Genomic DNA, 25,558 nt, shown 5'->3' with positions numbered 1-25,558 from the left:
TACGAATGAATAATGGAACCATCAGGCATATGGCGGTGTTCACGCTGAAATCGGCACCGGATTCAGAGGAGACCCAGAGCTTTCTGCGGGACGGGGCCAGAATTCTAAGCGTTATTCCGGGTGTGGACAACTTTGAGGTGCTGGATCAGGTCAGCAGCAAATGTGATTTCCGGTACGCTTTCTCGATGGAATTCGCAGATCAGGCCGCTTATGATGCATATAATGCTCACCCTGATCATCAGGCATTTGTGGCTGAGCGCTGGGAGACCGAGGTGGCGGCCTTCCAGGAGATCGATTTCGTGAATGCTGCTGTATAAGCTCCGGAATGCTTAATTCACAAGAATAGGTTCAGCAAAGAGACCGTTCCTCCGAATGGTCTCTTTGCTGTGGGGGAATTCTATCCTGTATCTGCGGCGGCACAGCCGGTGCAAGGCTGATCGAGGGAGACAGGGCTTGTGAATGAATTGATTGCATGGTACGCGCCGGTCCCGGATACAGAGGACCGGGAAGCTAGCCGTGCCGGGCTGGAGGAGGCGCTCCGCAGTCTCGGCATGACAACAGCACGAAGCGAAGACCCGGAGAGTCTTCGCTTCGTGCTGTCAAGCGGTGAACCTGTGCTGCTGGTTGCGGAGCTGGATGATCCCGGAGGGTGGGCGGGCTGGGAGGAAGTCGCAGCTGCCCGGAAGGGTGGGATGAGGCTGCCGGTGATGGTTATAACCGGACCATCCGAGGCGCGGGGGGAAGCAGCGGTTACGGCTTTTGAATCGGGGGGCAATGAGTGCATGGAGCGGCCGGTACATACCGGTGAATTCAGTTGCCGGGTCGTGAATCTGCTGAAGCTTACGGGCCGCAGGCGGGATACGGCCACTCTGCTCAAAGTGGACGGACTGGTCCTTGATCCCGGCCGCCGGCAGGTCAGCCGCGACGGAGCAGAGGTGAGGATGACCCCGAAGGAGTTCGACCTGCTGCATTATCTCGTGGTGAATCAGGGTGAAGTCTGCCCCCGGGACGAGATTCTGCGGCAGGTCTGGGGCTATCATTTTCATCCGGATACCAATGTGGTGGATGTATATATCCGCCACATCCGCTCGAAGGTGGACAAGGGCCGCCGGACGAAGCTGATTCATACCGTACGTGGGGCAGGGTATGTACTACGGGTACCGGAGAGCGGGTCTTCATAAAGAAGGCCGCTATAATGCTGCTCCCCGGCTGATAGGCTTGACTAGAGTACGCGTCTTGCCTTCAGGTAAGTTCTTTTCCAGTTGCCGGAATTCAGATCCGAAATCGTAACACCAGGTGATCCGTAGGTGTGAAGAATTTTGCCATTTCCGGCATACACTGCGACATGGGTTACGTTCTTGCCGTTCGCCCGGCTGCCGCTGGAGAAGAACAACAAATCACCGACCCGCAGGTTCGCTTTGCTGACGTAGGAACCGACTTTGGATTGGGCGACAGAGGTGCGTGGCAGATCTACGCCGTATTTTTTGAAGATATATTGTGTAAACGACGAGCAGTCGAAATAACGTGTAGTTGAAGTCGAAGCGCCGAACTTGTAACGTGTGCCCAGGTACTTTTTGCCGAAGCTGATGATGCTCGATCCTTTCGCTGAAGCGGAGACCGAGTCGGCCGATACCGCTGCGGCAGCCGCTGGAGCGGTTCCTGCTCCGGTGGCCAGAAGTGCGCCGAAGCCGATTGATGTGCACAAACCGATAGTAAGGGCCCGTTTAACCCAAGGATGCTTATTCATGTTGTTACCTCCAAAGTTGTAATTACTAGTTTAGTAGTTTCGTTCTCTGATTCGTAGTATAGCAGGTTACAACATCCCTAAAATATGGAACAGACCTCTCAAATGCAGGCAGGGACTACATTGTAAGCGTTTTATTAAAATCTCATTAAAAGTTACAAAAAATTAATATTTATCACTCCAGCGAAATGAAAAAAACCGGAAAACCCTTGCTGCTCTAAGGGATTCCCGGTTTATTCGATTTGAATCAAAAGTTACAGCGCTGTCTCCAAAACTCTATGTACTTAGTCCTTGCTCTGAATAATTAACAGCAGTCCGCTCTCAATCGTGACGGTTCCGCTGCTCTCTATAAGCACATTGCTCACGGCCAGCGACTGGCCCAGCTTCAGGGTGGCGTGATCCAGGGGATACTGGAAGCCCTTAAGTGTGATGCCGGTAACCTCGGGAGTGAGGGGCAGCAGAGAGACATAGGTGTAGCCGCGCTGCTCGACCACAGCCTGTGAGCCGGTAAGCGTAATATAATTGTTGGGATCGATGATCGAGCAGGCCACCTGCCGCTGCAGCGCCCGGGTCATCATCTGGATGCTGGCCAGAGTCTGGTCCATACGGGTGCCGGTCACACCTATCATTACAATAGACTGCGGCTGGAGGCCCAGCGCGTAATCAAGCGCCAGCTCACTGTCGGTCAGGTCTTTGTTCACCGGATCACAGCTGATGGTCTCGTTGCTTCCGGCCTGAATCCGCTCTAAGGCTTCCTCAGGGACGGAATCGAAATCGCCTACAGCCAGAGCGGGCCTGAAGCCGTGCTCAATCAGGAACAGCGCTCCCCGGTCAGCGCCGATAATATAATCTTTTTCATCTAAATAACGCAGGCATTCCGCTGTCACCTTACCGCCCGCTACAATAACGACACGCCCTGCTGGCAAGATATTCTCCCTCCTTGTTCATTGCAATGAAGTGTTATCACCCTGAACAGTATATAGCAGTTTCTGAAGTTGTACAATTGCCCCACGGACGCTAAAATAAAGACAGTGCGCATCGCCGCACAAACCCGGTGCAGTGATTATTGTACCAGATCAGGGGGTGAGAGAGATCGTAAACGTGTTATTTGTGTGTCTGGGGAATATCTGCCGTTCGCCGATGGCGGAGGCGGTACTGCGCCATAAGGTGTCTGAGCGCCAGTTGGCGGATCAGATTAGCGTGGATTCTGCCGGAACCGGAGACTGGCATATCGGCAATCCGCCGCATGAAGGAACCAGACGGATTCTCGATCTGCACGGAATCAGCTATGAGAACATGAAAGCCCGTCTGGTGAGCGGTGATGATTTTGAGAAATTCCAATATATTATCTGCATGGACAAGTCCAACGGCGATAATGTCCGCAAGATTCCCGGAGGCGAGCACTCCGAGCTGCTGTTCTTCATGGATCTGCTGCCGGAGGCGGAGCTCCGCGAGGTGCCGGACCCGTATTTCACCGGAAACTTTGAACAGGTCTATGAGCTGATCGATGCCGGTTGTGATGTGCTGCTGGAGCAGATCATTAAGGACAAGCTCCAGCAGGCCTAGAATTGCCCGCCCGCAACGGTTGCCGTCCTTAGCTCTTAAGGACCGGCACCGCTGAGCCATACGCTAATGAAAGCGCGCACACTCCGGGGACATACATAAGTTCGTAAGATGTTCACTTTTGAGGGGGTATTCGCTGTTTCAAGAGTTGAAGAAATAGAGTAATGATTCCGGGAGCTCTTTTTGCCAAAATCCCCAAAGATGCTGTCCGTCCTTCTCACGGTAGGAGACGGTAGCTCCCCGGGATTCCAGCATATCTCTGGTAAGCCGGTTCATCTCTACGAAATCGTAGACGCCGGTGTCCGTCTTGTATTCTCTCTCCTGCAGGCCGACTACCATGTTGATCTGCAGCCAGGAGAGATCGTCTTCCTTGGCCAGCAGCTCGCGGGTCTCGGGATAGTAAGCGCCCGACAGGCTGAGCACCCGGCTGAATAATCCGGGATAGGCCAGGGCGAGATGAAGGGAGACACTGCCGCCGAGGGAGTCTCCGGCAATAATCCGCTCCCCGGGAGTGCGCCGAACCGGATAATTATGTTCAATGAAGGGAATAATCTCTTCGGCGAAGCATGACAGGTACTGCCGGAAGCGGCTGCCAAATGGAGCATATTCTGCGGTGCGGACAGCAACGTTCACTTCAACGCCTACTATAATGAAAGGCTCCACATCCTGCTCCAGAATCAGCTGGCCGGCCAGTGTGGCAATCCGTCCGAAGTTGAAGAATTCTTCACCGTCCTGGCAGTAGACGACCGGATAGCTGAGAACTTCATTATAGCCGGGCGGGAGATAGATGCGCAGCTTGCGCTCTTCCTGCAGATGCTCGCTCCAGAGGGTTTGTTTCACGATTGTTCGTTTCAGAAAAACAGGCTCATTCATTGTCGGATCGTCACCTTTCATGTCGGATTTTTTGCATAAGACGTAGTGTTGCGTTAATATTACCCAAGCGGTAAATGTGGGAAATATCATTTACTTGATCAATTTCCTGCAATCTGTTATATAATTTATAATACCCTGTTATACATACAAAATTTATGGAAGCATAAATTTTATGCGTATTTCTTTGACGAAACAGATACAACAGGTGTATAATAATTCTATAACAGAGACCACTGATATTCAAATTTTTTTATTGAGGTGAAGATAATGACCAGAGTTCCTTATGAAGTGTATACAGAGGACGTTGAGGCCCTTTCGGTACTTTCCCCGGATGGAGAAATTATCAATAAGGATATGATGCCTAAGCTGTCTGATGACCAACTGAAAGAAATCATGTACCGTATGGTATTTACCCGTACTTGGGATGACCGCGCAGTTAACCTTGGCCGCCAGGGCCGTCTCGGTTTCTATGCTCCGGTATCCGGGCAGGAAGCAACAATGATCGGCAGTGAGTTCGCTCTGCAAAAAGAAGATTTCGTATGCCCGGGCTACCGCGATATTCCGCAGCTCGTCTGGCACGGACTTCCATTATATCAGGCATTTCTGTATTCCCGCGGACATCAGCATGGCGGACAGATTCCTGACGGCGTCAATGTGCTGATGCCTCAGATTATCATCGGTGCGCAGATCCTCCACGCAACCGGTATTGCTATGGGCTTCAAATTGAAGAAGCAGCCGAACGTTGCTATCACCTATACCGGTGACGGCGGTTCCTCGGAAGGCGACTTCTACGAAGGCTTGAACTATGCGGGAGTATACAAGCTGCCGGTGATTTTCTTCGTTCAGAATAACGGCTATGCGATCACGACTCCGTTCGCCAAGCAGACTGCTGCCAAGTCCATCGCCCACAAGGCAGTTGCCGCAGGCATCCCTGGGATCAAGGTTGACGGTATGGACGTGTTCGCTGTAATCTCCGCGGTTCAGCAGGCTGCTGAACGGGCACGCAAAGGCGAAGGTGCAACGCTGATCGAAGCGGTAACCTACCGTTTCCGTCCGCACTCCCTCTCCGATGACGCCAGCAAGTACCGTACGAAGGAAGAAGAAGGACAATGGAACGAGAAGGACCCTATTGCCCGTCTTGCCAAGTACCTGGAGAAGAAAGGCCTCTGGACCGAAGAGGACACTCTGCGCGTGAGAGAAGAAGCGAAGGCTACTGTCAACGAGCAGATTAAGAAGGCAGAACAGACCGAAAAAATGACCATTCCCGGCTTGATCGACAGCATGTTCGAGGTAACTCCGAAACATCTTGAAGAGCAAAAAGCCGATTTTGAATAAGGGGGATATCAGGCAATGGCACAGATGAATATGAAAGAAGCAATTCGTGACGCGATGCGCGTTGAACTGACTCGTGACCCTAATGTCCTTATCTTCGGGGAGGATGTTGGTAATGTTGGCGGTGTCTTCCGTGTAACGGAAGGCCTGCAGAAGGAATTTGGCGAAGAGCGTGTCTTCGATACCCCGCTGGCAGAATCCGCAATCGGCGGTCTGGCCTTCGGTCTGGGTGTACAAGGCTTCCGCCCGATTGCCGAAATCCAGTTTGTCGGCTTCATCTTTGAAGCACTTGATCAGATTGTTATCCAGGCAGCGCGTCTGCGCTGGCGTTCCGGGGGCAAATATAACGCTCCTGTAGTATTCCGTACACCATTCGGCGGCGGCGTTAAGGCTGCTGAACTGCATACCGACTCTCTGGAAGGTTTGATTGCCCAGAGCCCGGGGATCAAGGTTGTTATTCCTTCCAATCCATACGATGCCAAGGGACTGCTGATCGCCTCGATCCGCGATAATGACCCTGTATTCTTCATGGAGCACCTCAACCTGTATCATGCTTTCCGTGCAGAGGTTCCTGAAGGTGAATATACCGTTGAGCTGGGTAAAGCGAATGTAGTGCGCGAAGGTTCCGATGTATCGATCATCGCTTACGGCCTGATGGTACATACTGCCACCAAAGCCGCTGAACAGCTCGAAAAAGAAGGCATCAAGGCTGAAATTATTGACCTGCGCACCGTAAGCCCGATCGATATCGACACAATTGTAGCTTCAATTAAGAAGACCAACCGTGCCATCGTGGTTCAGGAAGCACAGAAGAGCTCCGGCGTAGCCGCTGAGGTTATTGCCCAGATTAACGAAAAAGCACTGCTGCACCTGGAGGCGCCTGTGCTCCGTGTAGCCGGTCCTGATACTGTATATCCGTTTGCACAAATCGAAGATACCTGGATTCCTACACCAGCACGTGTTATTGCAGCTGTTAAGAAAGTTATGGAATTCTAAACTTACACTCGGGAGGTTATCAAGGTGGCAAAATTTGAGTACCGGTTCCCTGAGCTGGGCGAAGGTCTGCATGAAGGCGAAATTATCAAAATGCATATCAAAGCCGGCGACAAGGTAACCGATGACGATATCGTAATGGAAGTTCAGAACGACAAGGCTGTAGTGGAAGTGCCTTGTCCGGTCAACGGCACTGTGCTTGAAGTCTTCACCAAGGACGGCCAGGTCTGCCGCGTAGGCGAAGTGGTAGCTATTATTGATGCAGAAGGCGATATTCCTGAGCAGGAGGGCGGCCATCCGGCAGAGCATGCTTCCCAGGAAGCTGACGCAGCCAAGGGCGGAGCAGAGACAACCTCTTCACCGGCAACCAGCGCACCGGCCAGCGGCGGAGCATCGAACTTTGAATACAAATTCCCTGAGCTGGGCGAAGGCCTGCACGAAGGGGAAATCATCAAGATGCACATCAAGGTCGGCGACAAGATCACTGACGATGATATCATCATGGAAGTTCAGAACGATAAGGCTGTAGTGGAAGTTCCTTCCCCGGTCAATGGTACAGTAGTTGAAGTGTTCGCCAAAGATGGCCAGGTCTGCCGCGTGGGCGAGGTTGTAGCAGTTATTGCCGCTGAAGGCGATGTTCCGCATCAGGAAGGCGGCCATGCTGAAGCCTCCGGCGCGCAGGGCGCAGCTCCTTCCCAGGCCGCAGCACCGGCCGCAGCAGCTGTTCCGGCTCCTGACCGCGAAGTGCTGGCTACGCCAAGCGTCCGCAAGTTCGCCCGTGATAAGGGCGTAGACATCTCCAAGGTGAACGGCTCCGGCAAGAACGGCAAGATTACCCTTGAAGATGTGGAAGCCTTCCTGAAGGGCGGATCAGCAGCACCGGCAGCGGCAGCTCCTGCAGCAGCGGCACCGGCGGCAGCAGCTGCACCGCAAGCGAAGGCCAAAGAAGCCGCAGCACCGGCAGCTTCCGGCAATGCGAACCTGGAAGAAGAGCGTGTACCGTTCAAGGGTATCCGCAAGGCCATCGCCAATGCAATGGTGAAATCGGCTTACACCGCGCCGCATGTTACCATCATGGACGAAGTGGATGTTACCGAGCTGGTAGCCTTCCGCGCCCGGATGAAGCCTGTAGCCGAGAAGAAAGGCGTGAAGGTCACTTACCTTCCGTTCATCGTGAAGGCACTCGTTGCCGCTTCCCGCCAGTTCCCGGCGCTTAACGCCATGATTGACGAAGCTGCGAATGAGATTGTCTACAAGAAGTACTACAACATCGGTATCGCTACTGATACAGACAACGGTCTGATCGTTCCTGTGATCAAAGATGCCGACCGCAAGAGCATCTGGATGATCGCCAGCGCGATCTCGGATCTGGCTGTGCGCGGACGTGACGGCAAGCTGGCACCGCATGAAATGAAAGGCAGCACCATCTCGATCAGCAACATCGGTTCGGCCGGCGGCATGTTCTTCACCCCGATTATCAACTTCCCTGAGGTTGCGATTCTGGGAACCGGACGGATCACTGAGAAGCCGGTAGTTAAGAACGGTGAAATCGTGTCTGCGCCTGTAATGGCCCTGTCTCTGAGCTTTGACCACCGTATTATCGACGGAGCAACAGCACAGAACTTCATGAATTACATTAAGACCCTGCTTGCAAATCCTGATATGTTAGTTATGGAGGTGTAATTAATGGTAGTCGGAGACGCTTCAATTGAAATCGACACATTGGTAATTGGTGCAGGTCCCGGCGGGTATGTGGCGGCAATCCGTGCCGCCCAGCTCGGCCAAAAGGTCATCATTGTAGATAAATCGGAACTCGGCGGCGTGTGTCTGAACCGCGGCTGTATCCCTTCCAAGGCGCTGATCTCCGCAGCTCATCAATATGAGGCTGCCCAGCACGGCGAGGTATTCGGCGTAACTGCCGAGAACGTGAAGGTGGACTGGGCCAAGACCCAGGCCTTCAAGAACGGCGTAGTCAAGAAGATGACTTCCGGCGTAACCAGCCTGATGAAGGGCAACAAGATTGAAGTATTCAGCGGTGAAGCGATGTTCATTAGTGCAAACGAAGCCCGTCTGTTCAATGACCATGAATCCCCGCGCTACAAGTTCAACAACTGCATCATCGCGACAGGCTCCCGCCCGATTGAGCTGAAGCCGTTCCCGTTCGGCGGACGTATTCTGTCCTCCACCGAAGCGCTGGATCTGCCTGAAATTCCGAAGAGCATGATCGTTATCGGCGGCGGCTACATCGGCGCCGAGCTGGGCCAGATGTACTCCAAATTCGGCACCAAAGTTACGATCATTGAAGGTCTGGACACTGTTCTGCCTGGCTTCGACAAGGATATGACCCGTCTGGTAGCCAAGAACATGGCGAAGACCGGCATTGAGATTGTAACGAATGCCAAAGCGGAATCCGCTGTGCAGAACGACAAGGAAGTTACTGTGAAGTACTCCGTTGGCGGCGAATCCAAGGAAATAACTGCGGAATACCTGCTGGTAACCGTAGGCCGCCGTCCGAACACTGACGGTGAGCTTGGCCTGGATCTGATCGGCGTTGAGCTGGACGAACGCGGTCTGGTCAAGGTTGACCATCAGGGACGCACCAACATTCCTAACATCTACGCGATCGGCGACATCGTGCCTGGCCTGGCTCTGGCGCACAAAGCTTCGTATGAAGGCAAGATTGCTGCCGAAGCTATCGCCGGACACAAGTCGGTCGTTGATTACAAAGTTATGCCGGCTGTCGTATTCACTGATCCTGAATGCTCCAGCGTAGGCCTGACTGAGAAAGAAGCCAAAGAGAAGGGCTATGCCGTGAAAGCCGGTAAATTCCCGTTCGCAGGCAACGGCCGTGCCGTCTCCCTGAATGCGCCTGAAGGCTTCATCAAGATTGTAGCGAAGAGCGACAACAATCAGGTGCTGGGCGCGCAAATCGTCGGCATCGAGGCTTCTAACCTGATTGCTGAGCTGGGGCTGGCAATTGAGATGGGTGCAACCCTTGAGGATATCGCTCTGACCATCCATGCACACCCGACTCTCGGTGAGATCGTTATGGAAGCGGCTGAGCTGGTAGAAGGCCACCCGATTCATGTAATCAGATAATAGCTGCGAAGCTATTTCCGCAATAATTCAAGAGGATGTTTCCTGAGCCATGTAGAATGGCGGGGAACATCCTTTTTTTAGCCGCAAGGAATCTGAATTTATACAAAGGGAATTACAAGCGTGGTCAGCTCATGGTAAACTGGTATAAGAAAAAGAGAGTGGGGTGCGATACAACTTGCGTAATTACTTGGATCTATTACAGGATATATTGGATAACGGCACAGCGAAGAGCGACCGGACCGGCACGGGCACCATATCGGTATTCGGACGGCAGCTTCGCTTCGATCTCACGAAGGGCTTCCCGCTGGTAACCACCAAGCGCATTCATCTGAAGTCGGTGGTGCATGAGCTGTTATGGTTCCTCAAGGGGGATACCAACACCTCCTATCTGAAGGAGAACGGGGTCTCAATCTGGGACGAATGGGCGGATGAGAACGGTGAGCTGGGACCTGTCTACGGTTCGCAGTGGCGGGCCTGGGAGGCCAAGGACGGACGTCATATTGACCAGATTGCGAATGTGATCGACTCGATCCGGAACAACCCGGATTCCCGCCGTCATATCGTCAGTGCGTGGAATGTAGGCGAGATTGAGGAGATGAAGCTTCCGCCTTGCCATTTTGTATTCCAGTTCTATGTGGCGGACGGCAAGCTGTCCTGTATGCTGACGATGCGTTCTGTGGACACGTTCCTGGGGCTTCCTTTTAACATTGCCAGCTATGCGCTGCTCACCCATATGGTCGCCCAGCAGACGGGCCTGGAGGTAGGAGAATTCATCTGGTCGGGCGGAGATGTGCATATCTACACCAATCATCTGGAGCAGGTGGCTACACAGCTGGCCAGGGAGCCGTATGCGCTGCCGAAGCTGGTCATCCGCCGCAAGCCTGACAGCATCTTTGATTACACCTTTGAGGATTTCGAATTCACTGATTACGTACATCATCCGGGGATCAAGGCACCGGTAGCGATATAGAGCATTCTTAATGCGGATGTATGACAGCTTGAAGAAGGAGGCGGGTAGATGAGCATAACCATGATCTGGGCCATGTCCTCGAACAGGGTCATCGGCAACAATAATGATATCCCTTGGCATTTGCCGCTGGATTTTGCCTATTTCAAGGCGGAGACGCTGGGCAAAAGAATGCTGATGGGGCGCAAAACCTGGGAATCCCTCGGCAGCAAGCCGCTGAAGGGCCGTACCAGCCTGATTCTGACCCGGGACCGCAGCTTCGCGCCTGAAGGCGCTGAGGTGGTGCATACGCTGGAAGAGGCGCTCGCAGAAGGCCGCAAGGAGGATGAGCTGATGGTGATCGGCGGCGCTGAGATCTACAGTCTCATGCTGCCCTATGCGGATAAGCTGCGTGTTACGCGGATCGAAGCTGAGGTCGAGGGGGATACCATTTTCCCGGAGGTGGACTGGAGCCAGTGGAAGGAAGTTTCCAATACGCCGGGGCTGAAGAATGAGCAGAATCCTTATGATTACCGTTTCTATGTATATGAACGTAAGGGCTGACAATGAAGCGTTTTCTCTGACATCAGATGTGAAATAGTACAAATAATCAGCAGATTAATCCATTACCGTGCAAAAGTATTGAATGCTACTATAATTAAAATTAGAAATGTTAGTTAGTATAAAATATGCAGAACCTTCATCGCGCTGTATCCTTATTGAATTATGCCGCGGGTATGCAATAGTGTACTATACATCAACACGAAGAGAACGGATGGGGGAAACGTAAATATGTCTACACCTACTGGATTTATGGAGTATAAGCGCCAGCTCCCAGGAGACCGGGCACCCGAGCAGCGCGTAAAGGACTGGGAAGAATTCCACGAGCATCTGTCTGAAGAGGAGCTTCGCACCCAGGGTGCCCGCTGCATGGATTGCGGCACACCTTATTGCCACACAGGCGTGGATATGAGCGGAGGTACGTCCGGCTGCCCTGTGCATAACCTGATTCCCGAGTGGAACAATCTGGTCTACCGCGGGTTGTGGCGGGAAGCACTGGAACGGCTGCACAAGACCAACAATTTCCCGGAATTCACCGGCAGTATCTGTCCGGCGCCATGCGAAGGCTCCTGTACCGTCGGTCTGATTGGACAGCCTGTGACGATTAAGACGATTGAGCTGGCGATTGTGGACAAGGGCTTTGAAGAGGGCTGGGTTGTTCCGAGCCCGCCTGAGAAGCGTACCGGCAAGCGGGTGGCTATTGTTGGGTCAGGTCCGGCAGGCCTGGCTGCGGCAGCGCAGCTCAACAAGGCAGGGCACACTGTAACGGTATTCGAGCGCAGCGACCGCATCGGCGGACTGCTGATGTACGGCATTCCGACCATGAAGCTGGACAAACGTGTGGTACAGCGCCGGGTGGATCTGCTGGCGGCAGAAGGCGTCGAGTTCGTGGTGAATACCGAGATCGGCAAAGACATTCCGGCCCAGCAGCTCGTAGATGAATACGATGCCGTTGTCCTGTGCGGCGGAGCGACCAAAGCCCGGCGCTTCAATGTGGAAGGCAGTGACCTGAACGGGGTCATGTACGCTATGGATTACCTGACCGGAACGATCTCCAGCTATCTGAATTCCGGGCTTGAGGACGGCAAATATGTGTCAGCAGCAGGCAAGGATGTTGTCGTGCTGGGCGGGGGCGACACCGGCTCCGACTGTGTGGCGACCGCACTGCGCCACGGATGCAGCAGCATCACGCAGTTCGGCACACATGACAAAGCGCCGCTGACGCGTGATCCGATTGCCAACCCGTGGCCGCAATTCCCGAATGTCTATACGCTTGATTATGCCCAGCAGGAGGCGAAGGCTGTATTCGGTGAAGATCCGCGGGAGTTCTCGATTATGACCACGAAGTTCGTCGGCGATGAAGCAGGCAACCTTAAGGAAGTGCACACGGTGCAGATCCGCCGCATGGTCGATGAGACCGGGCGGAAGATCTACCAGCCGGTTCCGGGAACCGAAGCAGTATTCCCGGCCCAGCTTGCGCTGATTGCCATCGGCTTCGACGGGCCGGAACAGGACCTCATTCAGGAGCTGAAGCTGGAGACGGACCGCCGCACCAATGTGAAAGCCCGTTACGGCAAATACAATACGAATGTGGATAAAGTATTCGCCGCCGGCGATATGCGCCGCGGACAGAGCCTGGTTGTCTGGGCCATTAACGAGGGCCGTGAAGCCGCGCGTGAAGTAGACAAATACCTGATGGGAACCACTGTGCTGCCTTAAGAAGCATAAGGAACTTCTGCATCAGTATCAAGGAAGCCGTTACCCGGCAATTGCTGGTGTAGCGGCTTTTTGTGTGGAAGCTACTTGACGAACGCCCAAATATCGGATAGATTAGGAATCAATATTTATAACGTCAATAGTGTTGACCAAGGATCTATGTTTCCTGTAACTGCCGGAACAGAGAGGGGATTCACCGGCTGAAAGGTCCCTCAAGTGCGGATGGAGCATACCCTGCCTTGAAAGCTGCAGCTTAGTAAGCAGTATGCCATTATTCTAAGCTTGCCGGCTCCGGCCGTTATTTCGGATTAGAGAACTGCAAGGCCTTAGGGCCGGGCGGTTGAAACAGGGTGGTAACACGGCACATTCGTCCCTGACGGATGTGTCTTTTTGGCGTTGTATGCATTGCGGAATCATGAAGCTGAATACACTTAGTCTGAAGAAAGAGGTCGATCGGTATGCGCCAAAGTCAACTGTTCGTCACCACGCTCCGCGAAGCTCCTGCGGAAGCTGAAACAAGGAGTCACCAGCTGTTGCTCCGCGCCGGATATATCCGTCAGGTGGCTGCCGGGGTATATACTTATATGCCCCTCGGGCGGCGGGTCCTGCGCAAGCTGGAGATGATGGTCCGCCAGGAAATGGAAGGCTCCGGTGCCCAGGAGGTGCTGATGCCTTCGCTGCAGCCTGCCGAGCTCTGGCAAGAGTCCGCACGTTATGACGTCTACGGCAAAGAGCTGATGAAGCTTAAGGACCGTCATGAACGGGAGTTCGTGCTGGGGCCGACACATGAAGAGGTGGTGACGGCGCTCGTACGGGGCGAGATCAGCACCTACCGCAGACTTCCGGTCACCGTGTTCCAGATTCAGACGAAATTCCGCGATGAACGCCGGCCGCGTTCAGGGCTGCTGCGGGGCAGGGAGTTCCTGATGAAGGATGCGTATTCGTTCGACACAGGCTGGGAGGGGCTCGGCCAGGCTTATGAACGGATGTACCAGGCTTATGAGCGGATCTTCAGCCGTTGCGGCCTGACGTATAAGGCTGTGCTGGCCGATGCGGGAGCGATCGGCGGCAAAGGGCGCAATCATGAGTTCATGGCGCTGTGTGAGGCTGGTGAAGATACGCTGCTAATCTGCCCGCACTGCGGATATGCTGCGAACCTGGAGGTGGCTGAAGCAGAGGCCTGCCCGCAGTGCGGAGCAGGCTCCCTTGAACGCTGCCAGGGCATTGAGGTGGGCCATGTCTTCGAGCTTGGCACGGTGTACAGCGAGAAGCTGGGCGCGAGCTATCTCGATGCCGCCGGACGCAGCCAGCCGGTGGTCATGGGCTGCTATGGAATCGGCATTTCCCGGCTGCTGTCTGCGGTGGCCGAGCAGAACCAGGATGAGCAGGGCCTGATCTGGCCGGAGGCGATTGCTCCGTACAACGTGCATATCCTGGTGATGTCGGTCAAGGAAGAAGCTCAGCGGGAGCTGGCCGAGGCTTTATACACACAGCTGAGCGCTCTAGGCATCGATACCCTGCTGGATGACCGCGATGAGCGTGCGGGAGTGAAATTCAAGGATGCCGGCCTGCTTGGCATTCCGGTTGTTCTAGTGGCTGGCAAGCAGGCTGCTGAGCAGAAGCTGGAATACCTGGACCGCCGGTCGGGCAGCAAGGAAGTGATTGAGCTGGAAGAGGCTGTACGGCGGGTGAGCCGATTTAGAGCTTAAGAGAGGAGGAAACAGCATGTTGCGACGCTTAAGCCGCCGGGTGGAGAACTTCAGGCGGATGCAGCAGATGAGGAAGGAGCATCCCGATGAAATCCGGCGTCTGCTGGAGGAACAGAGGAGGGAGAGGGAGAAGGAGGCTCCGCCAGAGCCCCGCCCGGCGAAGACCGGGCCGTGGATTATCTTTTTCCGGTGTCTGCTCTATCTGGTGACAGCGGTCATAATACTTGTTACCATTACCGGAGCGACGCAGTCTGATACCCCGGTGTTCTCGGTACTGGCCTTTGGCCTGCTGCTGAACATCCTGTATATGGGGGCGGCGCTGGCCCAGCCGGCAATCGTCTTCTTCCGCAGACATTGGTCCCGGGAAGATGTGCTGGAGCTGTTCGGCCTGCTGACGCTGGTGCTGATTGTGCTGATGGTAATTTTCCGCCCGTAGATCCCCGGGTTCATATGCAAAGTCCTCTTCCGGCCGGGAAAATGGTATAATAGAATACTGGACATATTTTTCATGTAACCAAGGGTAAGGAGCGATTATTTTTGAAGACACTCATTATTGCGGAGAAACCGGACATGGGGCGGAATATCGCCGCCGCAATAGAACCGAAGGCCAAAAATTACCGATCCTATCTGGAAGGGGAGCAGTACATCATCACCTGGGCCATCGGCCATCTGATCGGCCTGGCCGAGCCGGAAGCCTATGATGCCAAATACAAGAAATGGAACATCAACGATCTGCCGATTATCCCGGAGCAGTTCAAGCTGGTGCCGAATGCACGTACGCTGGATCAGCTCAAGGTGATCGGCGAGCTGGCGAAGCGCAGCGATCTGCTGGTCAATTCCTGCGATGCCGGGCGGGAGGGCCAGCATATTTTCTCGCTGATCCAGCGCCATTTGAAGCTGAGCCAGCCGGTGAAGCGGCTGTGGATCTCCGACCTGACGCCGGAGACGATCCGCAAGGGCTTCCAGGAGCTGAAGGACGGCTCGGAATACGAGAATCTGACCAAAGCGGCCAGAGCCCGCAGTGAAGCCGACTGGCTGATCGGGATGAACGGGTCGCGCGCTTTTACCACCAGACATAATGTTCTGCTCTCTGTAGGCCGGGTTCAGACCCCGGTTCTTGCGCTGATCTATGACCGGCAGAAGACGATTGAGGCGTTCTCATCGCTGAAGTTCTTTGAGGTGGAGGGCCATTTCACCCAGAAAGAGCTGACCTACAAGGGCATGTGGCAGGGGGACCGGTTAACGGATTCTGCCAAGGCTGAGGCGCTTGCGAATAAGGTCAAGGGCAAGCCGGCGAGAATTGGCAGCTATGAGGTGAAAGAGACTAAGGAATATCCGAACAAGCTGTACGATTTGACGCTGCTGCAGCGTGAAGCGAACGGGAAATACGCCTTCTCGGCCAAAAAAACGCTCGATCTCGCCCAGGCGCTCTACGAGAAGCATAAGGTGATCTCATACCCGCGTACCAACTCCAACTATGTCACGGAGCAGAACATTCCCCAGATGCACAAGACGCTGTCGTCCCTGCAGGGGACGCAGTATGACGAATGGGTCAAGGGGGCGAACCGCAGCCTGGTTCATACCGGCAATAAGTTCATCTGCAATCCGTCCAAGGTAGAGGATCACCATGCCATTCTGCCGACAGGGCGCAAAGCGAACGGGCTGAGCACAGACGAAGCCAAGCTGTTTGACCTGATCGTCCGCCGCTTCCTCGCCCAGTTCTATCCAGCTGCCGAATACAAGGTACATACGGTAATTACCGAGGTGGAGGAGGAGAAGTTCAAGACAACCGTCAAGGAGCTGCTCAGCCTCGGCTGGAAGGTAATCTACGCGGACCAGAAGAAGGACAAGCCCAAGGCCAAAGGCAAGGGCAAGGAGGACGAGGAAGAAGAGGAGCTGGAGGTCAATGAGCCGTTCTCGATTGATGCCGGCGGTGATGTTCTCTGCAGCGATGCCGTCGTGAAGGAGAAGGATACCCAGCCTCCTAAGCATTATACGGAAGGAACCCTGCTGAAGGCGATGGAGAGCGCGGGCAAGCAGATTGAGGATGAGGAGCTGCGCGATGCCATGAAGGACTCGGGGCTGGGCACTCCGGCGACACGTGCGGCCACGATTGAGCGGCTGAAGAATGTCGGCTATGTGGAGATGCAGGGTAAAAAAATCGCCATCACCCAAAAGGGCCGGACGGCGATTGAGCTGATCCGCGGAGCCGGTGTGGAGCTGCTGACCTCCCCGGAGATGACCGGGCAGTGGGAGCGCCGCCTGAACGAAATCGCGCGCGGCACTGCAGCGGACGGCCAGTTCATGGAGAACGTGAAGCGGTTCGCCTCCATGATTGTGGATAAGGTCCGCGTCCAGTCACGGGCAGCCAAAACCTCCTTCGAGGGGGACACCCCGGCGAAGGGCAGCGGGGGCAAGGGACGGAGCGCGGCGGCTGCACCGCGCAAGACGGGCGAGCGCCAGGCCGCCGCCGATAAGCGGGCAGCTTCACGCAAGCGCAGTGCACCGGCCGCATCGGATGGGCCGAAGATCATCGGCAGCTGCCCGCGCCCGGGCTGCGGCGGCATGATCTTCATGGGCCGCAAGGGCTACGGCTGCTCCCATTATAAGGAGGGTTGCGCCTTCGTTATCTGGAAGGAGAACCACGGCCGGACGCTTACCGATTCCCAGGTGAAGGCCCTGATTGAGAAGGGCCGGACCGGCAAGCTGAAGCTGACCGGGGCGGACGGCGAGCCGTATGAAGGCAAGCTGGTGCTGGAGAACCCGGACACCGGCCAGCTCGCAGTGGAGTAACATAACGAAGCGCCCCGCCAGGTTCTTCCCGGCGGGGCGCTTCGTCCAATCATGGTGCAGCGCTTAAGGCTGCTTCAATTGCGGCGCTTAGTCCCTCATATGAGGAATCCGGCAGCAGCACGCCGTTCACCATGAACTTCGGTGTACCGTTCACGCCGTAGGCGCCGGCGATCTTGAAGTCTTCCTTAACATCGTACATATATGTGTGATTCTTCAGATCCTGCTTGAATTGTTCGTAGTCAATGCCGTCAATATTGTCCTTCACGAATCCGAGGATGAACTTCTGGGTGGCCCAGATCTTGCTCTCATCGCCCTGATTGGCGTAGAGCTTGTGCAGGTATTCCCAGAACTTCTCGTTGCTCTGTCTGTAGATAGCTTCTCCGGCACTGGCCGCGAGATAGGAATCCCGGTCAATGAAGGCGAAATTCATGAAATAGAGCTGGGCTCTGCCGGTGTCTACATAATCCTTAATGAAGGTATCCAGATAGGTGTCTGTCCAGTTTTTGCAGGCCGGGCATTTGAAATCGGCGAATTCAATCACCTTCACCTTGGCCTCATCGCTGCCCAGACGCGGCTGCTTCTCGTATTTCAGCCCGTCCACTACAATCTTGCCTTTCACATCGGTGTAATTCGGAAGGTTGTCCAGCTCAGCCGTGCCTGAGGACTTGCTGCCGGTCAGAACGAAGACCAGAATCAGGGTCAGCAGTACAACAATGACGGCAAGCAGCATAGGGAGCAGCCGCCCGTTCCCCTTGGTATTTCCGGATTGCTTGGGTTTGTTCATGAAGGAGCCTCCTGCGCGATATGGAAATCTACTCCAATAGTATAAACATACCGCGGCAGGCTGCCTATGCCATTTGTAACAACACTGCTCCGGCTGCTCAGCCGTGATGCTCGCGCAGGGCGGCCATGCGGATGACCGGAGGAACCTCGTTAATGGCGGAGATGGTCATGACCGACTGCTGCATTTCGCGCTGAAGCTCAACCAGATTGTAGAGCCATTCGTTCTGCTGCTTCAGATAGATGCTGTTGATGCCGGCCGTCAGGGCGGGAAGCACATCGGTCCGCAGGGAGTTGCCGATCATCCAGGTGATGCTCCGGTCGAAATGGTAAGTATTCAGAATCTGCTCCAGAGATTCCACATTTTTGTGCTGGCGGATATAGATCCGGTCATCGAAGTATTCGTCCAGCTTCATCTGGGCGATTTTGCGCTGCTGGATGGCGTCATCGCCGCCGGTATACAGGTAGAGGGAATGCCCGTCCTGCTTCAGTGTATCGAGCGTCTCGACCATCCCGGGATAGGCTTCGACCTCCTGGTCATACACGCTCATGCCCAGCTTCATCAGCTGCTGCTCTTCAAGAGCGTCAGGCTTACGGTTATATTTGCCGCAGAAGTAGCGGTAGGTAGCAATCAGGGATTTCGGGAAATTATCACTGGCCAGCCCGCTGGTGCTGACGGTCTCCACGTCGATTTCAACCTGCTTGCTGCGGAATTCACTCATCGAGGGGCCGTAAGCGCTGAACCAGCCGTTCATAAGCTCGAAATAGCGCCCCAGAATGAGATCGAAATATTTATTGCAGTGCACCAGTGTGTCGTCCAGATCGAAGATGATTTGTTGCGGCAAGTATTTCATGAGGCTCACTCCTATAGTTAGTCGTTAGATGCGGATGTAGGACTCCAGGAACATCTGGAGCTCGGAGGCCCCGTCCGGCCGGATGCTGTAGCGTTCGGTGCCTTCACCGCGCAGATGCACCCGCAGCAGCCCTGCGACGCGCAGACTGAGCAGATGGTGCATCAGCATCTCCCGGGACTGGTTCAGCTCAGACTGCATGTCCCACAGCGACTTCGGCTCGCCCGCCACGAAGCGCAGCAGCTTCAGCCGGGTCGGGTCAGAGAGCGCCTGGGTCAGGCGGAGCAGTACCATCGGCGGCTCTTCCTCATTCTCTGAGGGGACATCCACCGGATATTGTACCAGCATCATATGCTTGTAGAAGCAGTAGGTATTGATCGGACGGTTATGGACCGTCGGCAGCAGGACAATGGTTTTAAGTTCCGGAATGTCCTCGATGACAATGCCTCCAGAGGCATATTCAATCAGCGGGACCATGTCCATTTTGCTCTCCAGTATCTTTTTCTCCGAGGCGTCTTCGATCAGTAGCGGCAGAATAGTATGCTCCACATGGCGGAAATAGTGCTCATACCATAACCGCAGCAGCGGTGTATATCCGTGCTTAATCCGGGCGCATTCTTCAGCAGAGAAGTTATGGAAAAAAGGCTCGGTCCGCGCCAGGCATTCCTCCAGGGAGGAGACTTCCAGCTCATTCAGGAACTGTGTCACCTTGGACGCTTCCCCCCGGCTGTAGGCCCAGGCATAGAGCACATCGTAATCGTCAAAAGGCCATTCGGCCGCCTGCCTTAATGCAGCCAGCTGCTGCGGGGTGAAGCGGCCGTCCACCTCCCGGATCCAGTCGGTGCCGATCTCCAGGTTGGAGGTCCATTTCTTGGTCACATATAACATGAAGCTGTCGAGCAGTTCATATACAGGGGAAACATCAATTTCGAGTTCATATTTCATCAGGCCGGTCACCTCCATCAATCAGTCACTTCTATATATTATCTCTTGTTTTGAAGAAGGTTGTCCACTATAATGTTCCGTGTTTGCCTATGGACGTAAGGATTCTGTTCACCGCAGCTGTACACAGGAGGATGTATTCGTGCCACTTACAAGTACTAGGCCGCTGAAGGACAGCGGCAGAACGAACTATCTAATCTTAATTACTGTCATTATTCTCGCCGGACTGAGCCAGGGAATGCTGCTGCCGGTCCTGTCGATTCTGCTGGAGCAGCAGGGAATCTCCTCTTCGCTGAACGGGCTGAATGCAGCCGCGCTCTATGTAGGCTCCTTCGCCATGACCCTGGTTGCCGAACGGGTGCTGGGCGCTATCGGCTTCAAGAAGCTGATGGCCGCAGGCCTCGCGCTGGTGCTGGCCTCTCTGGTGCTGTTCCCGCTGCTGCCCGGCGTCAAAATCTGGTTCGTGCTGCGCCTCTTGGTCGGCATCGGCGACTCTGCCGTGAACTACGCCGCCCAGCTCTGGGTGCTGCTGATGACACCGGCGGAGCACCGGGGGCGGAATCTCTCGCTCTACGGGATGTCCTATGGCCTCGGCTTCAGCCTGGGGCCGCTGGGCATCAGCCTGCTGCGGTTCGGACAGGCCGCCCCGTTCCTGATCACCGCGCTGCTGTTCGTGCTGGCGCTGCTCCTGGTCGGCTGGAAGCTGCCGGATTCCCGCCCGGAAGCGATGGACCACAGCGAAGGGCAGGCGAGCCGGTTCGCCCGCAGCTACCGGCTTGCCTGGTATGCGCTGATTCCGGCGCTGCTGTACGGCTATATGGAAGCCAGCCTCAACAGCAGCTTCCCGGTGTATGGTCTGCGCACCGGCTTCAGCGCCGACCAGATTGCCGCGCTGCTGCCGTTCGCGGGCATCGGGGGTCTATTGCTCCAGCTGCCGCTCGGCATCTGGAGCGACCGCTACGGCCGCAAGGCCATCCTGATCAGCGCTGGGACAGGCGGCGGCCTGGCCTTCGTGCTGCTGCCGCTGGCGGGCGGCCATTTCTGGCTGACGCTGGTGCTGCTGATGGTGTCCGGGGGACTGGTCGGCTCGTTTTTCTCGCTTGGCCTGAGCTATGCCGCTGATATCCTGCCGCGCAACCTGCTGCCCGCAGCCAATGTTGTGTCTTCTTTCCATTATAGCCTTGGCAGTATTGCGGGCCCTGGCATCGGCGGCCTGCTGCTGCAGTTCGGCTGGGGCGGAAGTGTCTTTGCCGTAATGGGCGGTCTGTATATTCTGTTCGGACTGGCCGGGTTATTATTCTCGCCACGGAAGACGATTTGAGGTAAGATAAGAACGAGTGCTCGCATGGAATTTGATCCCGCTTTCAGAGTACACTATAGAGTATAGTCGAAGACAGGAGAGGCTGACCTATGATTACAGTTGAACATTTGGCCAAAGCGGTCGGGGAAGATAAAGCACCGGTATTACAGGATATCAGTTTTCAATTGGAGCCCGGGGAATTTGTGGCCCTGCTCGGAGCGAGCGGAAGCGGCAAATCGACACTTCTGAAGTGCCTGGCCCTGCGGGAGAAGTGGGACCGGGGGAACTTCCGGGTAGACGGCAGCGATATTATGAAGAGCCCCTTCACCGGCAAACGCAAGATCAGCCGGGAATGGGCCTATCTGGAGCAGAACGCGGAGCTGAATCCGAACCGGACCGCACTGAAGAATGTGCTGATCGGACAAGCGGCACAGACACCGCTGTGGCGGATGGTTACGGGCATGGTCCGCTCCGATGATTATATGGGCGCCATGGACCAGCTGGAGCTGCTCGGCCTGCTGGACAAGGCGAAGCTGAAGGCCGGCCAGCTCAGCGGCGGCGAGCGCCAGCGGGTGGCGATTGCCCGCGCGCTCGTTCACGGCGCGAAGGTCATTCTCGCCGATGAGCCGGTCACCGGCCTGGACCCGAAGAGTGCGGAGAACGTGCTGGAGACCCTGCGTGGATTATGCAAGGAGACCGGCCTGATCGTTCTGACCGTGCTGCCGATCGAGCTGGCCGAACGGTTCGCCACTAGGCTGTGGGTACTGGAGGATGGAAGAATCAAGCATGATGTCAAGGGACGCCGCCTGACCTCGCAGGAGCGGCTGCACCTGTGAACCGGGCCGGGCGTTCAGTAAGGAGAGGTTCATGAAGCTTAATATACGGTTACTCGGAGGATTGGCTGTTGCCGTTCTGTCGCTGCTGGCCCTGTCGGGCTGTACCTTCCTCAGTGATCCGGTCTCCCAGATGAGGGTGCCGCAGCTGCCCGCCGACAAGGCATCGCTGATGGCAGCGATCAATTCCTCGCTGAAGGCGATGGATGGCACGCTGATCCGTCCGACCAATGATGATGACAGCTCGATTTTTACAGAGGATCTGGACAAGGACGGCATCATGGAGACTCTGGTCTTCTATAGGACGGAGAACGAGGCTGTGGTTATCCACGGCATGATCCTGGAGAAGCAGAAGGATGCCTGGGTGAAGAAGCTCGTCTTCGACGGTGACGGCATGAATCTGGATTCTGTCGAGCTGAAGGATGTGACAGGCGACGGCAAGCTGAATATTGTGGCCGGTTACTCCCGCGGCGAAGAGAAGGGCATGGTGGTCTACAGCTATTCCGGCGGGGCACTGGAGGAGATTCTGACCAAGCCGTACACAGAATACATCATCGATGATCTAAACGAGGACGGGATTCCGGATATAACCCTTGTTTACTTTAGACGCAATGAATTCGCAACCTTAACTACTTACCAGTATAAGGACAGCTTCAAGGTGCTGGATGAGCTTGATAATCTGGACCCGTATTTCAGCAGTTATTACAATATTGTCTCAGGAAAAGTAGCTGCGAACAAAGAAGGTATAGTCTTGGATTCTGCAGTTGACTCCCATTCCGCCTATACTACCCTTGTGGTAATGGAGAATAACAAGCTGCGCGTTGCCGTTTCGGGGAATGACCGGACGTTCAAAGACCGGAAAATTGTCAGCGAGGATATCGATCAGGACGGCATTATCGAGATTGGCCTGCTGGTTCCGCCCAAAGGCTGGGAGTATTTCGACCCTGAGACGATTCCTTACTTCAACTCTTATTATAAATGGGACGGCAAAGAGGGGCTGACCTTCAGCACCCAACTGTATAATGATCCGCTGGACCGGTTCACCATTAATTTTGCTCCCGAATGGCAGCAGCGCGTAACTGTAGACACCAAGTCCGTGCTGAATAAATCGCTCAAGTTTATTATGTCGGATACCGGGGAGACCGTTGCCGAGGTCTCGTTCTTCTCAGCAGCGGAGTGGGACCGGGTGAAGAATTCCGGCTGGAAGCTGCTCGGCCGTGATTTGGACAAGATGATCGGATACCGGGGGGAACTGGAACAGAATACCATCGCAGAAGAGGATGGACGAATCAAATCCTCTATTGAAAGGAAGGGAATCGATGAGTAAGGTACTGATACTGGAGGATGAAGAATCCATCCGCAGTTTTATTGTCATTAATCTCAAACGCAACGGTTTTGAAGTGCTGGAGGCGGCAGACGGCAATGAGGCGCTGCATAAGCTGACAACCATCCATGATATTGATATCGCCCTGCTGGACGTCATGGTTCCCGGCATCGACGGCTTTGAAGTGTGCAGACGCATCCGCGAGACCAATGAGCGGCTGGGGATTATTTTCCTCACGGCCAAGGTTCAGGAGCAGGATAAGGTCTATGCCCTGTCGGTAGGAGCGGATGATCATGTCAGCAAGCCGTTCAGCCCAACCGAGCTGATTGCCCGGATCCAGTCGCTGCTGCGCCGGGTGAATGTTCACCGCGAGCAGGCGGCCAAGGTATCCTTCCATTCGGGACCGTTCACGCTGGATCTGATCTCCAAGCAATTCAAGCGGAGCGGGGAGGCGATTGAGCTGACGCCCACGGAGTTCTCGCTGGTGCAGTTCTTCCTGGAGAAGGAGAATACGCCGCTCAGCCGTGACTCGCTGCTCGACCATGTGTGGGGCAAGGAATATATGGGCGATCCCAAGATTGTTGATGTGAATATCCGCCGCCTGCGCCAGAAGATCGAGAATAATCCGTCCGAGCCGGAATACCTGCAGACCGTATGGGGTCACGGATATAAATGGAAGGGCCAAGCCCAATGATCAAGAAGGGGATGCGCAGACAGATTGTACTGCACTATATTCTCGTAGTCTTTGTGGCGCTTCTCCTCGTTGAGACGATTATTTTGCTGGCGATCCGCACGTATTATTATGACAGCATCTACAGCAAGATAACAACCTATATCAGTGTGGCCGAGAACTTTGCGAAGTTCTCGAATGAGCCGTCGGGGAACCAACTGCAGGGAATGCTGAAGTACTTCAATCTGGAAAATACCGAGCTTGAGATTCTGACCCTCAAGGGAGACATTCTAACCAGTTCCACCGGCTTCCAGCCGGACCGGACGATTACGACAAGTGATGTTCCCGAGGCTGTCGGCGGCAGTATCGGGCGCTGGGTTGGCCGCCAGGCCGGCACCAATGAGAGCGTGATGGCCGTCTCCAAAATGGTGCAGATTAACGCTCATGATACGTATATTCTGCGGTATGTGACCTCCATGGAGGGAATTAATGCCGATCTGGTTAATCTGACACTGGTATCCATCGGCATCATGGTGGCGGTATTGTCCATTGTGCTCGTGCTCAGCTTCGGGCTTGCCAATTCTATTGTGCGGCCGCTGAACATTATTACGGCAGTATCGGCCCAGATGGCCAGGGGCAAGTTCACGACCCGTATCAAAGGGAATTACAAATACGAGATCGGGGAGCTGGCCTCTACGCTGAACTATATGGCAGAGGAGATTGTCCGCAGCAACCAGATCAAGGATGATTTCATCTCCTCAATCTCCCATGAGCTGCGCACCCCGCTGACCAGCATTAAGGGATGGAGTGAGACGCTGGTCTCCGGGGGCTATGATCCTGAGGAGACGAAGCTCGGTGTGGGCATTATCTCGAGGGAGAGCGACCGGCTGATCGGACTGGTGGAGGAGATTCTCGACTTCTCCAAGCTGCAGCAGAACGAAATGAAGCTCTCCTTGGGGCGCGTAGATATTAAGGTGCTGCTCCAGGAGACCCTGCTGAATATCTGGGCCAAGGCCGAGAAGAAGCGGATTCGTCTGCTGCTGGAATGTGAGGAGACCCTATTCACTAAGGGAGATGCGAACCGCCTGAAGCAGGTATTCCTCAACCTGGTGGATAATGCTGTGAAGTTCTCGCCGGAGGATTCCAGTATTGTTCTGCTCGCAGAGCGCCTGTCGGATACCGAGATGGCGGTGGTTGTCCGTGACAGCGGCATCGGGATTAGTCCAGACCATCTCTCCAGAGTACGGGACCGCTTCTTCCAGGTGGATTCGCTTAATGGCGGTACCGGGCTGGGACTGGCTATCTCCCAGCAGATTGTCGAGCTGCATCACGGCAAGCTGGAGTTGGACAGTGAGCTGGGCAAAGGGACGCAGGTTACGGTCATTCTTCCGCTGGACGATTCGCCGGAGACGAAGGCTTAACCAGCTTCCGAAATAGACAAAAGGGATACAGCACAGTCCGGATGGACGAGGCTGTATCCCTTTTTTAAAATATAGAATTTATATGTTGCACACGATAACTTATCCTTT

24 protein-coding genes are annotated in these 25,558 nt (G+C 54.9%); 18 read left to right on the top strand and 6 right to left on the bottom strand.

Going from position 1 to position 25,558, the window contains the following annotated elements; translation table 11 throughout:
- Nucleotides 1–5: 5 nt before the first annotated feature.
- Nucleotides 6–317 (top strand): Dabb family protein, encoded by a 312-nt coding sequence (locus MHI24_RS02110; protein WP_340023912.1) that lies wholly within the window; start codon nt 6–8, stop codon nt 315–317.
- Between the two features lie 138 nt (nt 318–455).
- Nucleotides 456–1,181 (top strand): response regulator transcription factor, encoded by a 726-nt coding sequence (locus tag MHI24_RS02105; protein WP_340023911.1) that lies wholly within the window; start codon nt 456–458, stop codon nt 1,179–1,181.
- Between the two features lie 41 nt (nt 1,182–1,222).
- On the opposite strand, the gene MHI24_RS02100 is transcribed toward MHI24_RS02105, so the two are convergent.
- Nucleotides 1,223–1,747, bottom strand: coding sequence for a C40 family peptidase (locus MHI24_RS02100; RefSeq protein ID WP_340023910.1), 525 nt, complete (start codon nt 1,745–1,747; stop codon nt 1,223–1,225).
- A 281-nt stretch (nt 1,748–2,028) separates the two neighbouring features.
- Nucleotides 2,029–2,670: a thiamine diphosphokinase gene (locus MHI24_RS02095; RefSeq protein WP_340023909.1), complete on the bottom strand. Its 642-nt coding sequence runs from the start codon at nt 2,668–2,670 to the stop codon at nt 2,029–2,031.
- Between the two features lie 166 nt (nt 2,671–2,836).
- Between MHI24_RS02095 and MHI24_RS02090 the strand changes: the two genes are divergently transcribed.
- Nucleotides 2,837–3,310 carry a low molecular weight protein-tyrosine-phosphatase gene (locus MHI24_RS02090; RefSeq protein WP_340026585.1) on the top strand — a complete coding sequence of 158 codons (474 nt, stop codon included), beginning with the start codon at nt 2,837–2,839 and terminating at the stop codon, nt 3,308–3,310.
- 138 nt (nt 3,311–3,448) lie between these two features.
- Here MHI24_RS02090 and MHI24_RS02085 read toward each other — a convergent pair whose 3' ends face one another.
- Nucleotides 3,449–4,180, bottom strand: a complete 732-nt coding sequence (locus tag MHI24_RS02085; protein ID WP_340023908.1) for an alpha/beta hydrolase-fold protein — start codon at nt 4,178–4,180, stop codon at nt 3,449–3,451.
- A 267-nt stretch (nt 4,181–4,447) separates the two neighbouring features.
- Here MHI24_RS02085 and pdhA point away from each other — a divergent pair, with 267 nt between their 5' ends.
- From pdhA to MHI24_RS02035, 10 genes are all read left to right on the top strand, one after another.
- A complete protein-coding gene (gene pdhA, locus MHI24_RS02080; protein ID WP_340023907.1) occupies nt 4,448–5,515 on the top strand; it encodes a pyruvate dehydrogenase (acetyl-transferring) E1 component subunit alpha in 1,068 nt (355 codons plus the stop codon).
- Nucleotides 5,516–5,530: 15 nt separating this feature from the next.
- Entirely contained in the window at nt 5,531–6,508 is a 978-nt protein-coding gene (locus MHI24_RS02075; protein WP_238651606.1) for an alpha-ketoacid dehydrogenase subunit beta, read from the top strand.
- 24 nt (nt 6,509–6,532) lie between these two features.
- The gene (locus MHI24_RS02070; RefSeq protein WP_340023906.1) at nt 6,533–8,188 is read left to right on the top strand and encodes a 2-oxo acid dehydrogenase subunit E2; all 1,656 of its coding nucleotides are present in this window, start codon (nt 6,533–6,535) and stop codon (nt 8,186–8,188) included.
- Between the two features lie 3 nt (nt 8,189–8,191).
- The gene (gene lpdA, locus MHI24_RS02065; RefSeq protein WP_340023905.1) at nt 8,192–9,604 is read left to right on the top strand and encodes a dihydrolipoyl dehydrogenase; all 1,413 of its coding nucleotides are present in this window, start codon (nt 8,192–8,194) and stop codon (nt 9,602–9,604) included.
- Between the two features lie 175 nt (nt 9,605–9,779).
- Nucleotides 9,780–10,574: a thymidylate synthase gene (thyA, locus tag MHI24_RS02060; protein ID WP_340023904.1), complete on the top strand. Its 795-nt coding sequence runs from the start codon at nt 9,780–9,782 to the stop codon at nt 10,572–10,574.
- Between the two features lie 48 nt (nt 10,575–10,622).
- A complete protein-coding gene (locus tag MHI24_RS02055) occupies nt 10,623–11,114 on the top strand; it encodes a dihydrofolate reductase (RefSeq protein WP_340023903.1) in 492 nt (163 codons plus the stop codon).
- 228 nt (nt 11,115–11,342) lie between these two features.
- Nucleotides 11,343–12,830, top strand: coding sequence for a glutamate synthase subunit beta (locus MHI24_RS02050; RefSeq protein ID WP_340023902.1), 1,488 nt, complete (start codon nt 11,343–11,345; stop codon nt 12,828–12,830).
- Between the two features lie 455 nt (nt 12,831–13,285).
- Complete coding sequence (gene proS / locus MHI24_RS02045) at nt 13,286–14,536, top strand: proline--tRNA ligase (RefSeq protein WP_340023901.1); 1,251 nt, start codon at nt 13,286–13,288, stop codon at nt 14,534–14,536.
- Nucleotides 14,537–14,552: 16 nt separating this feature from the next.
- Nucleotides 14,553–14,972 (top strand): hypothetical protein, encoded by a 420-nt coding sequence (locus MHI24_RS02040; protein ID WP_340023900.1) that lies wholly within the window; start codon nt 14,553–14,555, stop codon nt 14,970–14,972.
- A gap of 101 nt (nt 14,973–15,073) precedes the next feature.
- Nucleotides 15,074–17,329, top strand: coding sequence for a DNA topoisomerase 3 (locus MHI24_RS02035; RefSeq protein ID WP_340023899.1), 2,256 nt, complete (start codon nt 15,074–15,076; stop codon nt 17,327–17,329).
- 49 nt (nt 17,330–17,378) lie between these two features.
- On the opposite strand, the gene MHI24_RS02030 is transcribed toward MHI24_RS02035, so the two are convergent.
- From MHI24_RS02030 to MHI24_RS02020, 3 genes are all read right to left on the bottom strand, one after another.
- Nucleotides 17,379–18,113: a thioredoxin domain-containing protein gene (locus tag MHI24_RS02030; protein ID WP_340023898.1), complete on the bottom strand. Its 735-nt coding sequence runs from the start codon at nt 18,111–18,113 to the stop codon at nt 17,379–17,381.
- Nucleotides 18,114–18,210: 97 nt separating this feature from the next.
- A complete protein-coding gene (locus MHI24_RS02025) occupies nt 18,211–18,963 on the bottom strand; it encodes an HAD hydrolase-like protein (protein ID WP_340023897.1) in 753 nt (250 codons plus the stop codon).
- 24 nt (nt 18,964–18,987) lie between these two features.
- Nucleotides 18,988–19,905 carry an ArsR family transcriptional regulator gene (locus MHI24_RS02020; protein ID WP_340023896.1) on the bottom strand — a complete coding sequence of 306 codons (918 nt, stop codon included), beginning with the start codon at nt 19,903–19,905 and terminating at the stop codon, nt 18,988–18,990.
- Nucleotides 19,906–20,140: 235 nt separating this feature from the next.
- On the opposite strand from MHI24_RS02020, the gene MHI24_RS02015 reads away from it, so the two are divergent.
- The 5 genes from MHI24_RS02015 (at nt 20,141) to MHI24_RS01995 (ending at nt 25,450) form a co-directional block, all read left to right on the top strand.
- Entirely contained in the window at nt 20,141–21,223 is a 1,083-nt protein-coding gene (locus MHI24_RS02015; protein WP_340026584.1) for an MFS transporter, read from the top strand.
- 89 nt (nt 21,224–21,312) lie between these two features.
- Complete coding sequence (locus tag MHI24_RS02010) at nt 21,313–22,038, top strand: ATP-binding cassette domain-containing protein (protein WP_340023895.1); 726 nt, start codon at nt 21,313–21,315, stop codon at nt 22,036–22,038.
- A gap of 31 nt (nt 22,039–22,069) precedes the next feature.
- Entirely contained in the window at nt 22,070–23,362 is a 1,293-nt protein-coding gene (locus tag MHI24_RS02005) for a hypothetical protein (RefSeq protein ID WP_340023894.1), read from the top strand.
- Entirely contained in the window at nt 23,355–24,053 is a 699-nt protein-coding gene (locus tag MHI24_RS02000; RefSeq protein ID WP_238651621.1) for a response regulator transcription factor, read from the top strand. The genes MHI24_RS02005 and MHI24_RS02000 overlap by 8 nt, the downstream gene beginning before the upstream one ends.
- Nucleotides 24,050–25,450, top strand: coding sequence for a HAMP domain-containing sensor histidine kinase (locus MHI24_RS01995; protein WP_340023893.1), 1,401 nt, complete (start codon nt 24,050–24,052; stop codon nt 25,448–25,450). The genes MHI24_RS02000 and MHI24_RS01995 overlap by 4 nt, the downstream gene beginning before the upstream one ends.
- Nucleotides 25,451–25,558: the final 108 nt, after the last annotated feature.

This window comes from Paenibacillus sp. FSL K6-1096, assembly GCF_037977055.1.
GTDB lineage: Bacteria > Bacillota > Bacilli > Paenibacillales > Paenibacillaceae > Paenibacillus_AQ.
This window is presented reverse-complemented; position numbering and strand designations above follow the sequence as displayed.

Coding starts and splice junctions, on each gene's coding strand:
- MHI24_RS02110 (WP_340023912.1), top strand. CDS start 6: ATGAATAATGGAACCATCAGGCATATGGCGGTGTTCACGCTGAAATCG.
- MHI24_RS02100 (WP_340023910.1), bottom strand. CDS start 1,747: ATGAATAAGCATCCTTGGGTTAAACGGGCCCTTACTATCGGTTTGTGC.
- MHI24_RS02085 (WP_340023908.1), bottom strand. CDS start 4,180: ATGAATGAGCCTGTTTTTCTGAAACGAACAATCGTGAAACAAACCCTC.
- pdhA (WP_340023907.1), top strand. CDS start 4,448: ATGACCAGAGTTCCTTATGAAGTGTATACAGAGGACGTTGAGGCCCTT.
- MHI24_RS02075 (WP_238651606.1), top strand. CDS start 5,531: ATGGCACAGATGAATATGAAAGAAGCAATTCGTGACGCGATGCGCGTT.
- lpdA (WP_340023905.1), top strand. CDS start 8,192: ATGGTAGTCGGAGACGCTTCAATTGAAATCGACACATTGGTAATTGGT.
- MHI24_RS02055 (WP_340023903.1), top strand. CDS start 10,623: ATGAGCATAACCATGATCTGGGCCATGTCCTCGAACAGGGTCATCGGC.
- MHI24_RS02050 (WP_340023902.1), top strand. CDS start 11,343: ATGTCTACACCTACTGGATTTATGGAGTATAAGCGCCAGCTCCCAGGA.
- proS (WP_340023901.1), top strand. CDS start 13,286: ATGCGCCAAAGTCAACTGTTCGTCACCACGCTCCGCGAAGCTCCTGCG.
- MHI24_RS02040 (WP_340023900.1), top strand. CDS start 14,553: ATGTTGCGACGCTTAAGCCGCCGGGTGGAGAACTTCAGGCGGATGCAG.
- MHI24_RS02030 (WP_340023898.1), bottom strand. CDS start 18,113: ATGAACAAACCCAAGCAATCCGGAAATACCAAGGGGAACGGGCGGCTG.
- MHI24_RS02025 (WP_340023897.1), bottom strand. CDS start 18,963: ATGAAATACTTGCCGCAACAAATCATCTTCGATCTGGACGACACACTG.
- MHI24_RS02020 (WP_340023896.1), bottom strand. CDS start 19,905: ATGAAATATGAACTCGAAATTGATGTTTCCCCTGTATATGAACTGCTC.
- MHI24_RS02015 (WP_340026584.1), top strand. CDS start 20,141: ATGCTGCTGCCGGTCCTGTCGATTCTGCTGGAGCAGCAGGGAATCTCC.
- MHI24_RS02010 (WP_340023895.1), top strand. CDS start 21,313: ATGATTACAGTTGAACATTTGGCCAAAGCGGTCGGGGAAGATAAAGCA.
- MHI24_RS02005 (WP_340023894.1), top strand. CDS start 22,070: ATGAAGCTTAATATACGGTTACTCGGAGGATTGGCTGTTGCCGTTCTG.
- MHI24_RS02000 (WP_238651621.1), top strand. CDS start 23,355: ATGAGTAAGGTACTGATACTGGAGGATGAAGAATCCATCCGCAGTTTT.
- MHI24_RS01995 (WP_340023893.1), top strand. CDS start 24,050: ATGATCAAGAAGGGGATGCGCAGACAGATTGTACTGCACTATATTCTC.